Here is a 13,478-nt window from a genome sequence, read left to right as displayed (position 1 = left end):
GCTTCCTTCGCGCTCGCGAATGACAGCCACACCCCCGTGGTCGTGGCGGACTCGTCCATCAGCAGCGCGACCATGAGTGCCCAGGGCGAAGGCCACTCACCGGCCCCCAGCCCCCGCTGACGCCCCCGGCGTCCGCACGCTCCCTCTCCCGGCCGGCTTGACCCTGACACTGACACCGGTGCCACGGTCTGCGAAGGGCTCATCGAAGCGCCGGATCCGCCGGCCGTGAGAGGAGCCCCGCACGCGACCGCACACCGTCCTTCCCGGCGCGGTCGGCGTCAGCGCGTCCGCAGGGCGGTCTTGAGCACCTTCCCGCTGGCGTTGCGCGGCAGGGCCGCCAGGAACTCCACCTGCCGCGGCACCTTGTAGTTCGCCATCTCCCGCCGTGACCAGGCGATCAGGTCGTCCGCGGTCAGCGTGGAGTCGGGGCGGCGGACGGCGTACGCCTTGGCCACCTCCCCCAGCCGGGGATCCGGGACGCCGATCACGGCCACGTCGGACACCTCCGGGTGGCGGGCGATCAGCCGCTCGATCTCGGCGGGGTAGGCGTTGAAACCGCCGACGATGAACATGTCCTTGACCCGGTCGGTGATCCGGAGGTTGCCGCGCGCGTCCAGCACCCCGATATCGCCGGTGCGCAGCCAGCCGTCCGGGGTGATCGCACGGGCGGTGGCGGCCTCGTCCTCGAAGTAGCCCCGCATCACGTGGTAGCCGCGGACCAGGATCTCGCCCGGGGTGCCCGGCGGCACCGCGGCGCCGCCCGGTCCCACCACCTTGATCTCGGTGTCCGGGATGGCGCGCCCGGAGGAGCCGGAGACCACATCCGGCGGATCGCCGCGGCGGCACATGCTGACCGTTCCGGACGCCTCCGACAGACCGTAGGCGGTCAGCACGGTGGCGATGCGCAGTTCACCGCGCAGCCGGTCCACCAGCTCCAGCGGGACGACGGCGGCACCGGTGACCACCAGGCGCAGCGCGGACAAGTCATGGGCGGCGCGCGCCGGATGGTCCAGGAGCGACTGGTGGAGGGTGGGCGGTCCGGGCAGCACGCTGATGCGTTCGGCCGCGATGTTGGCGAGCGCGGTCTCCACGCCGAACACCGGCTGCGGCACCATCGTCGCGCCCCGCAGCAGACAGGCGATGATCCCGGCCTTGTAGCCGAAGGTATGGAAGAACGGGTTGACGATGAGGTAGCGGTCACCGTGCACCAGTCCGGTGATCTCGCTCCAGGTGCGGTAGACCCGTACGGTCTGGCCGTGGGTGATCACCACGCCCTTGGGGTCGCCGGTGGTGCCCGAGGTGAAGGTGATGTCGGAGGGGTCGTCGGGGCGCACCGCGTCGGCCCGGTCCCGTACCGCCGAATCCGGTACGGCGTCACCGGCGGCCAGGAAATCCTTCCAGGTGCGGAAGTCGTCCGGGGCGTCGGCGGCGAGGACGACCACCTCCCGCAGCCTCGGCAGCCCCGGCAGCGGACCGGAGCCGGGCCCCTCCCCCGCCGCCCTGCGCAGCGAGGCCACGTACGAGGTGCCCAGGAAGGTGCCGGTGATGAACAGATGGGTGGCGCGGGTGCGGCGCAGGACATACGCCGCCTCGGCGCCCTTGAAGCGGGTGTTGACCGGCACCAGCACCCCGCCCGCGGTGACCGCGCCCAGCGCCGCCACGATCCAGTCGGTGGTGTTGGGCGCCCACACCGCGATCCGGTCGCCCGGCGCCACGCCCGAGGCGAGGCAGGCCGCCGCGGCCCGCTCGACCCGCGCGCCCAGCTCCGCGTAGGAGATCCGGGAGCGTCCCTCGACCACGGCCTCGGTCGGGCCGTACCGTTCGACCGCCGCCCGTACCAGCGCCGGAATGGTGTCCTCCGCCATGAGCCGCCTCCCGCCGGGCTCTCGCCCGCCCGCACCTCACCAACCGACCTTCGGTCACCCTCTAGCTGACTGAGCGTCAGATTAGCGGTAGCCTTCCCCGCTGTCAGCACCGGTGACCGCGGGCACCGGGGAACCGCGACCACGGAGGTGGCGATGGCGGCGACCCTCAAAGACGCGACGGCGATAGCCGGAATCGGCCGGACACCCTTCGCCAAACGACTCCCCGAATCCGAGAAGGCCCTCGCCTGCCGGGCGATCCTCGCCGCGCTGGACGACGCCGGGATCGCCCCCTCCGAGGTGGACGCCTTCGCCTCGTACACCATGGAGGAGACCGACGAGGTCGAGGTGGCCAAGGCCATCGGCGCCGGGGATGTGACCTTCTTCGCCAAGGTGGGGTACGGCGGCGGGGGTTCCTGCGCCACCGTCGCCCATCTCGCCGCGGCCATCGCCACCGGACAGGCCGACGTCGGGGTGGCCTGGCGCTCCCGCAAACGCGGCAGCGGTACGCGGCCGTGGACCAACACCCGCGTCCAGCTGCCCACCCCCGCCCAGTGGACCCGGCCGCATGGACTGCTGCGCCCCGCCGACGAGATCGGACTGCTGGCCCGGCGCTATATGCACGAGTACGGCGCCACCCGTGACCACTTCTTCAATGTGGCCCTGGCCTGCCGTAACCGGGCCAACCAGAACCCGGCCGCGATGATGTACGAACGCCCGCTGACCCGCGAGATGTATATGACCGCGCGCTGGATCAGCGAACCGCTGTGCCTCTTCGACAACTGCCTGGAGACGGACGGCGCGCTGGCCTGTGTGGTGGTCTCCGCCGAGCGGGCGCGCGACTGCCGGCAGCGGCCCGTCTATATCCACTCCGCCGCCCAGGGGCTGCCCGCCCAGCACCACGGGATGGTCAACTACTGGAACGACGACCCGCTCTCCGGCCCCTCCTGGACCGCCGCCCGCCAGCTGTGGAAAACCGCCGACTTCGGACCGCAGGACGTGGACGTGGCACAGATCTACGACGCCTTCACCGCCCTGATCCCGCTGTCGCTCGAGGGCTACGGCTTCTGCGCGCGGGGCGAGGGCGCCGCGTTCACCGAGGGCGGCGCGCTGGAGATCGGCGGCCGACTGCCGCTCAACACCAGCGGCGGCGGGCTCAGCGAGGCGTATGTCCACGGCTTCAACCTCATCACCGAGGGGGTCGGCCAGCTGCGCGGCACCAGCACCGCCCAGGTGCCCGGCGCCGCCACCTGCCTGGTCACGGCGGGCGAGGGGGTTCCCACATCCGCTCTGCTGCTGAGGAGTTGAGAGACCGTGACGACCGAGCTGCTCCAGCCCGTTCCCGACGAGGACGGCGCGCCCTTCTTCAGCTACGCGGCCCGAGGCGAACTGCGCGTCCAGACCTGCGCCGCCTGCGCCGTACCGCGCTTTCCGCCGCGGCCCTGCTGTCCGTCCTGCCAGTCCTTCGAGCACCTGTGGACAAGGACCAGCGGCCGTGGCCGGATCTGGTCGTATGTGCTGCCCCATCCACCGCTGCTGCCCGGCTACGCCGCCCAGGCCCCGTACAACGTGGCGCTGGTGGAGCTGGCCGAGCATCCGCGGATCCGGCTGGTGGGCAATGTGGTCGAATCCGCCGACGCCCCGCTCGACTCCGTGGAACCGGGGCGGATCCGGATCGGCGCCCCGGTGAAGGCGGCCTTCCACCGGGCGGCGGACGGACTCACCGTGGTGCGCTGGCTGCTGGAGCGGCCGTGACGGTGCGTGTCGGGACCGAGGAGGGCGGCGTCGCCGTGGTCACCCTGGACCGGCCCGAGCGGCACAACGCCATCGACCTGGAGACCGCGGACGCACTGGTCGCGGTCTGGCGCCGCTTCCGCCGGGACGAGTCGGTGCGGGCCGTGGTCCTCACCGGCGCGGGCGAACGGGCCTTCTGCACCGGCGTCGACCGCTCGGTGGAGGTGCCCCAGCCGCCGTCGCCCTACGCCCTCGACGATCCGCTGCGCACGGTCGGCCCGAAGGCCAACGACCTGTGGAAGCCGGTGGTGGCGGCGGTGGGCGGGATGGCCTGCGGCGGGGCGTTCTATCTGCTGGGCGAGGCGGAGTTCATCGTCGCCGACGAGACCGCGGCCTTCTTCGATCCGCACACCACCTATGGGATGGTCAGCGCCTACGAGGCCGTCTACATGGCGCAGCGGATGCCGTTCGGCGAGGTCGCGCGGATGGCGCTGATGGGCACCGCGGAGCGGGTCTCGGCGCACCGGGCGTATGAGACGGGCCTGGTGAGCGAGGTGGTCCCGGCCGGAGAGGCCACCGCGGCCGCCGTACGCGCCGCCTCCGTCATGGCGTCGTACCCGACGGAGGCGGTCCAGGGGACGGTACGGGCGCTGTGGGCGGCCAAGGAGGCCGCGCTGCACCAGGCGCTCGCCCACGCCCCGCAGTTGATCGCGCTCGGCAATCTGCCGCCGGAGCGCCAGGCCGCGCGGTTCGCGGCCCGGAAGTCCGGCTTCCGGCTCCGCTGAGGCGGCGCCGGTCGGCCCGGGTCGGCCGGGTCAGCTGGTCGTGGACTTGCTGGCCGTGCTGATCTGGCAGGTGTACTGCATCCGCTTGGTGATGGTGTAGCTGGCGGTCGCGGTGACGGTCTCGCTCTGGCCCGGCAGCACGGTCACATACTCGCTGTCGTAGCCGAGCAGCGCGTCCCCCGCGTACTCGTTCCACTTCACGCTGACCGAGTAGCGGAAGCTGCGGCTGGTGTCGGTGTTGGTGACCCTCACGTCGTACTTGAACTGCCCGGTGGACTGGTCGTAGCGGCAGTTGGAGCCGCTGGTCTCGGTCGTGGCGTCCGGGTTGTAGGTGGGCGGTGCGGAGTAGCTGTAGGAGCTGGAGGGCGACGGGTACCCGGGGGTGTACGACGGGACGCCCGACGGCATCCCCGAGGGCAGATCGGTGGGCACACCGCTCGGCAGACCGCTGGGGTCGGACGCCGGGGAGTCGCCGCCGCTGCCGCCCGAGCCGATACCGCCGAAGCCTCCCCCGCCGTGGCTCCTGCCCTTCTTTCCGCATCCGGTGAGCGCCATCAGTCCGATGAGGCCGACGGCAAGCAGGCGTACAGAGCGGCGTTGCATGAAATTCTCCCCCGTTGAAAGACACAAACGAGCCAACCGGCACCCCAATTGACAAGTGCACGCCACCCTAGCAACGGCACTTCCTACCCCAAAGTCACATCGGGGACCCGGCCCGGCTCCTCAGTAGGCGGAGACGACCTCACCCGTCACCGCGGTTCCGGGGGGGGCCGCGCGGTTCCACCGGAGCTGCCACCGAGGAAGGAGGCGGGGCCCCGTCGCGGTGCTCAGGACGGGAACTCCCCGCAAGGGTTCACCGACCTCCCGTACTCCCCCGGGAGGTCGCTGAACGCGCGTCACGGTAACAGGAGTTGTCGGGGGCACCGCCGCCGGGCCCCGGGACGCGCCGGTCGGGCCGTTCGCCCGTCAGGGGCGGTTGGCCGAGGGGCGCGACTGGCCGGTGCCCTTGACCGCGTCCAGGGCGTAGACACAGCGGTCCTTGCTGCACGCGTACACCACACCTCCGGCGGCCACCGGGGAGCCGGTGATCTCACCGCCCGTGGCCAGCTTCCACCGCAGCTGTCCGCCCGCCGCGTCCACCGTGTAGAGACAGTGGTCGGCCGAGCCGAAGTGGACCCGGCCGTCCGCGACGACCGGGGAACCGATGACCTCGCCGCCCGCCGCGAACCGCCACTTGGGGGTGCCGGTGACCGCGTCGAGCGTGTACAGCGCGCTGCCGCTGCCGAGATGCACCGAGCCGTCGGCCACCAGCACCGGTTCGACCGACTGGCGCGACTCGGTGGCGATCCGCCAGCGGTCGCGGCCGTTCGCCGCGTCCAGGGCGTAGACCGTGCCGAGGTAGTCGGCGATGTAGACGCCGCCGCCGGTCACCGCGGGGCCCGGCGCGTACGCGGGCGCGCACAGGAAGACCGCGGGCGCCTCGAAACGCCACCGCACCTCACCGCGCGCGATGTCGATGGCCAGCACCCGGGTCCCGGCGGTGACGTAGACGGCGCCGTCGGGCGCCGACAACAGCCGCATCGGAACGCCGCCGCAGGACGCCGCGTCGCCGATCGGGTACGACCAGCGCTCCGCGCCGGTGCGCGCCTCCAGGGCGCGCAGCCGGGCGTCCGACCAGACATAGACCGTGCCGTCGTGGATGACCGGACCGGACTCGGGCGTCTCGAAGTCGGTCTGGAGGCCCTGCATCTCCCACAGCAGCTCGCCGTTGGCCGCCTCCCACGCCTGGACTCCGCCGCCGCGGGTGCCGGTGACGACCGTGCCGCGGTCCACCCTGAGCGAGTAGACCCAGCCGTCGGTGGACAGCCGCCAGCGCTCTGCGCCGTCCGCCGCGTCCAGCGCGTAGAGCGTCGGGCCGTCGGAGGCGTGGATCCGGCCGTTGGCCACGGCCATCGCCCAGGCCACATCGCGGGTCTTGAACTGCCGCCGCCCGGTGGCCACATCCAGGGCGTGCACCTCGAAGGAGGTGACGTAGAGCAGGTCGTCGGCGACGGCCGGGGTACCCCAGACATCGTTGGACATCCGGAACCGCCAGGGCCGCCAGCGGCCGGAGGCGCCCCCGCCGCCCGGTCCGTCGGCCGCGTCGGCGGAGGCGGCGTGGGACGGCGGCGGCACGGCGCCCGTGGCCGCGGCCTCCCCGCCGTTCACCCCGCCGGTGGTCATACCGCCTGGCGGACGCACCCAGCCCGTGGCGGGGCCCGTGTCCTGCCGCGGCTGCGGATCGCGGGTGTCGGCGGCCCGCAGCCCGGGGCCGATCGGCACCTGCGAACCGGGCAGCCGCACCGGGCCGTCGGCCGCGGCGGGCAGCGGCGCGGACGGTACGGAGGAAGGGGGTCCGGCGGGGGCGGCGTGCCGCCCGGGTCCGATGGAGCCCAGGGCGCTCGGCGGGCTCGCGGCCTCCGGCGCACGCAGACCGCCGCGCGGATCGCCCACACCCACCGGCTCCCAGCCGCTGGCACCTCCGGACTGGACCGCGCCATGGCGGCCGCCGGGGCCGTCCCCGGCAGCGGCTCCGGCGGGCTGCGCGTAGGAGGGCGGCGGTGTGGGCGGACGCTCCGGCGGCAGCGGGGCCGAGCCACGTCCGGCACCGCCGCTGCCCCCGCCCTGGGGCGAGCGGCCGCCACCGGCCGCGGGGCGCGAGCCGGAGGCGCCGCGCACCTGGTTGCGCCCGCTGCGCTTGCGCTCGATGAGCGCGACGGCGCCACCGGGGAGCCAGGCCGAGGCCGTACCGCTGTCGTCGGCGTTGGAGGCGAAGAGGTGCGGGGCCAGTTGCGACTGGAGGTCCGCCGGGGAGGGACGGCGGTCGGCCTCCATCTGCATACACGACTCGATCAGCGGCCGCAGCTCATCGGGCAGCCCGGCCAGGTCCGGGCCCTCGCGCAGCAGCATGAACACGGTCTCCACCGGGTTCGCGCCGTGGAAGGGGGCGTGTCCGGTGGCCGCGAAGGTCAGGGTCGAGCCGAGCGAGAAGATATCGCTCGCGCCCGTCACGCTGCGGGAGTCACGCGCCTGCTCGGGCGACATATAGGCGGGGGTGCCGACGGCGACGTTGGTCATCGTCAGCCGGGTGTTCGAGACACCGGAGGCGATACCGAAGTCGATCACGCGCGGACCGTCCTCGACGACCAGGACGTTCGACGGCTTCAGATCCCGGTGGACCAGACCCGCGCCGTGGATGGACTGGAGCGCCTCGGCGACCCCGGCCGCCAGCCAGCGCACCGCCTGGGCGGGCATCGGCCCGCATTCGTTGATGATCTCCTCGAGGGAGGGCGCGGGGACGTACGCCGTGGCCAGCCAGGGCACCGCCGCCCGCGGATCGGCGTCGACCACCGCGGCCGTGTAGAAGCCGCTGACCGCGCGGGCCGCCTCCACCTCACGGGTGAAGCGGACGCGGAACAGCTGGTCCTCGGCGAGCTCGGTCCGCACCGTCTTGATCGCGACCCGTCGGCCCGATGCCGAGCGGGCCAGATAGACCAGCCCCATGCCGCCCGCGCCGAGTCGACCGAGCACCTCGAAAGGGCCGATCCGCCTCGGATCGTGCTGCGTCAGCTGCTCCACCACTTGCCTGCCACCTCCCCGTGGGGGCTTGAAAAAATACAGCCCCGTGCAGCGTCTCACCGACAAACCGTCCGGCGGCACGCATCCTGCATTCTCTCTGGCGAAGGCGGCGGTTGCGAACCCGGGGGCGAATCGTCGTGTCATCGGGCGATACGGAGCCGGGCACCGTCCGGTTCGACGGTACGGCCGTCACCACGCTCTCAGCCCGGTCCCGCCCTGCTCTCCGCGGGGGAGGGGCCTGTCGCCGAGGGGTCGATGACGGCGAAGACCGCGCCCTGATTGTCCGCAAGGACCGCGAAACGCCCGTACGGCGTATCTTCGGGGTCATTGAGAACTCGCCCGCCCAGCCGGTGGGCCGCGCGCAGCGCTTGTTCACAGTCCGCCACCACAAAGTACGTGAGGAAATGGGCGGGCAGTTCGGTCGGGTACCGCTCGCCGATCACGACCCGTCCGCCGATCGCGTGCCGGGCCCCGGTGGGCTCGCCGCGCGGCGACCAGAGGACAAGATCGGGCGCGGGGGCGCGCCGGGGCTCCGGCGGGGCGGTCTCGTGGGACTCCGGAGCGGCGGCCTCACGGGGTTCCGCGGCGGCGGGGGGCCGGCGCAGGGTGACGGGCTCCATGCCGTATCCGAAGACCGCCCGGTAGAAGGCGTCCACCGGCCGGGGCTGCCGGGTGTGGACCTCGGTCCAGCCGTACGAGCCCGGGGTGCCGCGCCGCGCGAAGCCGGTGTGGCTGCCCGCCTGCCAGAGCCCGAAGACCGCGCCGCCCGGGTCGGCGGCCGTGGCCATGACACAGGAGTCGTCGATCCACACGGGCGGGGCGATCACCCGGCCGCCCGCCTCGCGGATCCGGGCCGCGGTCGCGGCGGCGTCCCTGGTGGCGAAGTAGATGTTCCAGACGGTCGGCATCCGTCCGTCGGGCTTGGGCACGAGCCCCGCGACATCCTTTCCGCCGAGCAGGGCGCGGGTGTACGAGCCGTAGTCCGTGGCCCGCTCGTCGAAGGTCCAGCCGAACAGCTCACCGTAGAAGCGCTTGCCCGCCTCGAGGTCGGGAAGCATCGCGTCCGCCCAGCAGGGCACGCCTTCGGCGAATGCGCCCATGTCCCGGATCCTCCCGCGTCCTCCTGTTGGGGGCGTTCTCCCCTCTTGCCACGCTAACGGGGGATCGCTCCCCGCGCCCGCTCCGGAATTCTCACCTTTCGGCCAATCCTGTACTCCCGCGATGGGGCTCGGCGGCTCACCCACTCTCGTTATCCACAGGCTGTTGATAACACAAATCACTCATGTGGGTGAGCGGCCTCGGAGGGGGTTCCCTGGACCGGTAGCAGCCGGAATAAGCCATTCCGACCTGCTGAAGAGGCCCGACAAACCGTCTCATCCCTCGCTAACCCCATTTGCACGCAGCCGAATCGCGCTCTGATCACCCCTCGGTAAGCTGACGGCATGACAGGACAAGTACGCACCGTCGACGGGCGGGTGGCCGGCCGCCGCGGGCAGGCGACACGGCAGAAGCTGCTCGACTGCCTCAGCGAGATGCTCAGCTCATCCCCGTACCGAGATGTCAAGGTCATCGATGTCGCGCGCAAGGCAGGGACCTCGCCGGCGACGTTCTACCAGTACTTCCCCGATGTCGAGGGCGCCGTCCTCGAGCTCGCGGAGGAGATGGCCAAGGAGGGCGCGGCGCTGACCGATCTGGCCGCCGGGCGCTCCTGGGCCGGGAAGTCCGGCGCGCAGGCGGCGGAGGACCTGGTCGACGGCTTCCTCTCGTTCTGGCGCAAACACGACGCCATCCTGAGGGTGGTCGACCTGGGTGCGGCCGAGGGGGACAAGCGGTTCTACAAGATCCGCATGAAGATCCTCAACGCCGTGACCAACTCCCTGACCGACGCCGTCAAGGACCTCCAGGCCAAGGGCCGGATCGACAAGCACGTCAGCGCCGCGGCGGTGGCGGGGTCGCTCGTCGCGATGCTGGCCGCGGTCGCCGCGCACCAGAAGGGGTTCCAGAGCTGGGGCGTGAAGCAGGCCGAGCTCAAGCCGAGCCTGGCCTACATCGTGCACCTGGGCATCACCGGCCGGAAGCCGGCGAAATAGCCGTCTGAGCACCGCGCGCGCCGGTCCGGCCGACCGGCGGGCCAGCACGTCCTGTCACGCCGCGGCGGACCACTCCACCCGAGTGGTCCGCCGCGGCCGTTTCCCGGAGCGGGGCGGCGGAGCGCGGCGGCGAGCGGTGCGGCGGAGGCGTGCAGCGGCGCGTCAGCGGCGTCAGTCGCCGCGTTCACGCACTTCGCGCGGGGACTCGTGTCGTTCGCGCGGAGACTCGTGGTGGCCGCTCGGGGCCGGTTCCAGGCGGAACAGACGGATCCGGCGCTCCACCCGCGCCTGGTACCCCGCGTACGGCGGCCAGAAGGCCAGCACCGCCGACCACGCCGACTCCCGCTCCGGGCCCTCCAGCAGCCGTGCCCGCACCGCGATGTCCCGGCCCCGCCAGCTGATCTCCGCGTCCGGGTGCCGCAGCAGATTCGCGGTCCACGCCGGATGCCCGGGGCGGCCGAAGTTGCTGCCGACCAGGATCCAGCCGCCGTCCTCCTCCGGCAGGCACGCCAGCGGCGTACGGCGGGGCTGTCCCGTCCGCGCGCCCCGGGCGGTGAGGATCACCCCGGGCAGCATCAGCGCGCTCGGCAGCACCCGGCCGCGGGTCAGCCGGTGGACGGCGCGGTCGAACGCCGGGATGACGTGCGGTGCGACCCTCGCGAAGGCGCGGGTCGACGACACCTTCCGCACCAGCCGCACGCCGTAACCGGCCATCAGACCGCCACCGCCGTCGGAGGAGCCACCGCGTGCGGCCCGGCGCCGAACAGTCCCTCCCGCTCCGCGGCGCGCGCCCGCAGCCGATGGACGGGGCCGAAGAGCAGCTCGTCCGAGGCCGCCCGCTTGAAGGCGAGATGGGCGTCGTGCTCCCAGGTGAAGCCGATGCCGCCGTGGAGCTGTACGGCTTCGGCCGCCGCCGCGCGCTGCGCCTCCAGCGCCTGGGCAAGCGCCAGCCCGCCCGCGACCGCCGCCTCGTTGTCGTCGCTCCGGTCGGACCCGTCCGCCCGGCCCGTCGCCCAGGCCGCGTAGTACGCCGCCGAACGGGCCGCCTGGACCCTGACGTACACATCCGCCAGCCGGTGTTTGACCGCCTGGAAGGAGCCGATCGGACGGCCGAACTGCTCCCGCTCGCATACGTAGGCGACCGTGCTGGTCAGCGCCGCGTCGGCCACGCCCACGGCCTCGGCGGCGAGTTGGGCCGCGGCCGACGTACCCAGCCGCACCAGCCCGTCCACCGCCCGTTCCGCGCCCCCGCCCGCGCCCCGATCCGTATCGCGGCCCGCGTCGCGGCCCGGACCGCCGCCCGCGTCGCCGCCCAGCGGCTCCGCCGCCACGTTCCGCAGCTGGACACGGGCCTGCGGCCGCGTCTCGTCGAGCGCGGTCAGCCGGGTGCGGATGAGCCCGGCCGCGTCGCCCCGGACCACGAACAGCACGGTCCGGCCGCGTGTATAGCCCCCGGTGCGGGCGGCGACCAGCAGCAGCCCGGCGCTGTGCCCGTCGAGCACCTGCTCCACCTGCCCGTACAGCCGCCACCCCGCCTCGCCGTCGTGGCGCGCCTGCACCCCGCCCGCGCGTCCGCCGCCCGCCCAGGCGTCCCGCGCTCCCCCGGCGGCCTCCGCGCCCGCCCCGGTCAGCCCGAGCGCTTCCGGCAGCGCGCCGCCCGGCACCGCGAGCGCCGCCGTCAGCTCGCCCTCCGCGATCCGCGGCAGCAGCTCGGCGCGCTGGGCATCGGTGCCGAGCCGGGCGATCAGCGGCGCGCCGAGCACGGCGGTGGCCAGCAGGGGCGACGGCAGCAGCGCCCGTCCCGCCTCCTCGCAGGCCAGGGCCAGTTCGACGGGGCCGCAGCCGACGCCGCCGTACGTCTCGGGAAGGGCCAGTCCGGGCAGACCCGGACCGCGGGCGAGCAGCCGCCACAGCGATACGTCATGGCCGGGCGCGGTGCGGACCGCCGCCTTGACCGCGTCCGCGTCGCTCCGCTCCCGCAGCAGTTCGCGCAGCGTACGGCGGATCTCTTCCTGTTCCTCGGTGAACGCGGCGTCCATCGGCGAGCCCTCCGTCTTCGACCGGCCGTTTCTGACGGGCCGTCATACTAGAGAGCCGCTCCGCACTTTCCCACCCTGCCGGACTTCCGATACCTGATGTACCGTCAGATTCATGTCCGCAGCGAAGCGCACCCGCAAGGTTGCCGTCGTCGGCGTCTCCCTCTCCGACTGCGGCCGTGTCGACACGGCCACCCCCTACGCGCTGCACGCCCAGGCCGCGCGGCGCGCGCTCGCCGACTCCGGGCTCGACCGCTCCGTCGTGGACGGTTTCGCCTCCGCCGGTCTTGGCACCCTCGCGCCGCTGGAGGTCGCCGAGTACCTGGGGCTGCGCCCCGCGTGGGCCGACTCCACGGCCGTCGGCGGCGCCACCTGGGAGGTGATGGCGGCCCACGCCGTGGACGCGATAGCGGCGGGGCACGCCCGCGCCGTTCTGCTGGTCTACGGCTCGACCGCCCGCGCCGACATCCGGGCGGGCCGCCGCACCGCCAATCTGTCCTTCGGGGCCCGCGGCCCCCTCCAGTTCGAAGTGGCCTACGGCCATACGCTCATCGCCAAGTACGCGATGGCCGCCCGTCGCCATATGGAGGAGTACGGCACCACACTCGAGCAGCTCGCGGACATCGCCGTTCAGACGCGCGCCAACGCCGCGCACAATCCGGATGCGATGTTTCGCGATCCGATCACCGTGGACGACGTACTGAGCGGGCCGATGATCGCCGATCCCTTCACCAAACTGCACTGCTGCATCCGCTCGGACGGCGGCTGCGCGGTGCTGCTGGCGGGCGAGGAGTACGTACCGGACACCGCCGCGCCGCCGGTGTGGGTGCTCGGCTCCGGTACCGCCCTCTCGCACACCACCATGTCCGAGTGGGACGACTTCACGGTCTCCCCCGCGGCCGCCTCGGGGCGCGCGGCCTTCGGGCGGGCGGGGGTGCGCCCGTCGGAGATCGATGTGGCCCAGCTGTACGACGCGTTCACCTATATGACCCTGGTGACCCTCGAGGACCTCGGTTTCTGCGCCAAGGGCGAGGGCGGCGCGTTCGCGGCGAAGGGACGGCTGACGCTCGGCGGCGAGCTGCCGACCAACACCGACGGCGGCGGCCTCTCCGCCTGCCACCCGGGTATGCGCGGGCTGTTCCTGCTGGTCGAGGCGGTACGGCAGTTGCGCGGCGAGGCGGGCGAACGCCAGGTCCGCAAGGCGGGCGGACGGCTGCCGGAGCTGGCCGTGGCCTCGGGGACGGGTGGCTGGTTCTGCTCGTCGGGCACGGTGGTGCTCGGCCGCGGCTGACACGGCCCGCCACGCTTGCCCCGGCCGGTTCCGGGTGATCGGATGGCCGGAAACCGTGGGGC

General features: G+C 73.2%; 11 protein-coding genes. 5 read left to right on the top strand and 6 right to left on the bottom strand.

Annotated features, from left to right (window positions below; translation table 11 throughout):
• Positions 1–278 precede the first annotated feature (278 nt).
• Positions 279–1,865, bottom strand: coding sequence for a FadD3 family acyl-CoA ligase (locus tag AB0C66_RS01395; RefSeq protein WP_362431335.1), 1,587 nt, complete (start codon positions 1,863–1,865; stop codon positions 279–281).
• A gap of 153 nt (positions 1,866–2,018) precedes the next feature.
• Here AB0C66_RS01395 and AB0C66_RS01390 point away from each other — a divergent pair, with 153 nt between their 5' ends.
• From AB0C66_RS01390 to AB0C66_RS01380, 3 genes are read left to right on the top strand one after another with little or no spacing between them, the layout of a single operon-like run.
• Positions 2,019–3,170: a lipid-transfer protein gene (locus AB0C66_RS01390; protein ID WP_362431333.1), complete on the top strand. Its 1,152-nt coding sequence runs from the start codon at positions 2,019–2,021 to the stop codon at positions 3,168–3,170.
• Between the two features lie 6 nt (positions 3,171–3,176).
• Positions 3,177–3,617, top strand: coding sequence for an OB-fold domain-containing protein (locus tag AB0C66_RS01385; RefSeq protein WP_362431331.1), 441 nt, complete (start codon positions 3,177–3,179; stop codon positions 3,615–3,617).
• Entirely contained in the window at positions 3,614–4,381 is a 768-nt protein-coding gene (locus AB0C66_RS01380) for an enoyl-CoA hydratase/isomerase family protein (RefSeq protein WP_362431329.1), read from the top strand. The genes AB0C66_RS01385 and AB0C66_RS01380 overlap by 4 nt, the downstream gene beginning before the upstream one ends.
• Before the next feature lie 30 nt (positions 4,382–4,411).
• Here AB0C66_RS01380 and AB0C66_RS01375 read toward each other — a convergent pair whose 3' ends face one another.
• From AB0C66_RS01375 to AB0C66_RS01365, 3 genes are all read right to left on the bottom strand, one after another.
• Complete coding sequence (locus AB0C66_RS01375; protein WP_362431324.1) at positions 4,412–4,984, bottom strand: hypothetical protein; 573 nt, start codon at positions 4,982–4,984, stop codon at positions 4,412–4,414.
• A 363-nt stretch (positions 4,985–5,347) separates the two neighbouring features.
• On the bottom strand, positions 5,348–8,002 hold the full coding sequence (locus AB0C66_RS01370) for a PQQ-binding-like beta-propeller repeat protein (RefSeq protein ID WP_362431322.1): 2,655 nt from the start codon (positions 8,000–8,002) through the stop codon (positions 5,348–5,350).
• A 197-nt stretch (positions 8,003–8,199) separates the two neighbouring features.
• On the bottom strand, positions 8,200–9,099 hold the full coding sequence (locus AB0C66_RS01365) for a VOC family protein (RefSeq protein ID WP_362431320.1): 900 nt from the start codon (positions 9,097–9,099) through the stop codon (positions 8,200–8,202).
• Between the two features lie 342 nt (positions 9,100–9,441).
• Here AB0C66_RS01365 and AB0C66_RS01360 point away from each other — a divergent pair, with 342 nt between their 5' ends.
• Positions 9,442–10,089, top strand: a complete 648-nt coding sequence (locus AB0C66_RS01360; protein ID WP_362431318.1) for a TetR family transcriptional regulator — start codon at positions 9,442–9,444, stop codon at positions 10,087–10,089.
• Positions 10,090–10,260: 171 nt separating this feature from the next.
• Here the strand turns inward: AB0C66_RS01360 and AB0C66_RS01355 are convergent, their stop codons facing one another.
• Together AB0C66_RS01355 and AB0C66_RS01350 are read right to left on the bottom strand one after the other, a co-directional pair.
• On the bottom strand, positions 10,261–10,803 hold the full coding sequence (locus tag AB0C66_RS01355; RefSeq protein ID WP_362431316.1) for a nitroreductase family deazaflavin-dependent oxidoreductase: 543 nt from the start codon (positions 10,801–10,803) through the stop codon (positions 10,261–10,263).
• Positions 10,803–12,128: an acyl-CoA dehydrogenase family protein gene (locus AB0C66_RS01350; protein ID WP_362431313.1), complete on the bottom strand. Its 1,326-nt coding sequence runs from the start codon at positions 12,126–12,128 to the stop codon at positions 10,803–10,805. Before AB0C66_RS01350 ends, AB0C66_RS01355 begins: the two co-directional genes overlap by 1 nt.
• 112 nt (positions 12,129–12,240) lie before the next feature.
• Here AB0C66_RS01350 and AB0C66_RS01345 point away from each other — a divergent pair, with 112 nt between their 5' ends.
• Positions 12,241–13,416 (top strand): acetyl-CoA acetyltransferase, encoded by a 1,176-nt coding sequence (locus AB0C66_RS01345; protein WP_362431311.1) that lies wholly within the window; start codon positions 12,241–12,243, stop codon positions 13,414–13,416.
• The last annotated feature ends 62 nt before the right edge of the window (positions 13,417–13,478 follow it).

The organism is Streptomyces sp. NPDC048636 (genome assembly GCF_040650655.1).
Lineage (GTDB): Bacteria > Actinomycetota > Actinomycetes > Streptomycetales > Streptomycetaceae > Streptomyces.
The sequence above is the reverse complement of the archived record's forward strand: the minus strand, read 5'-3'. Positions and strand labels throughout refer to the sequence as shown.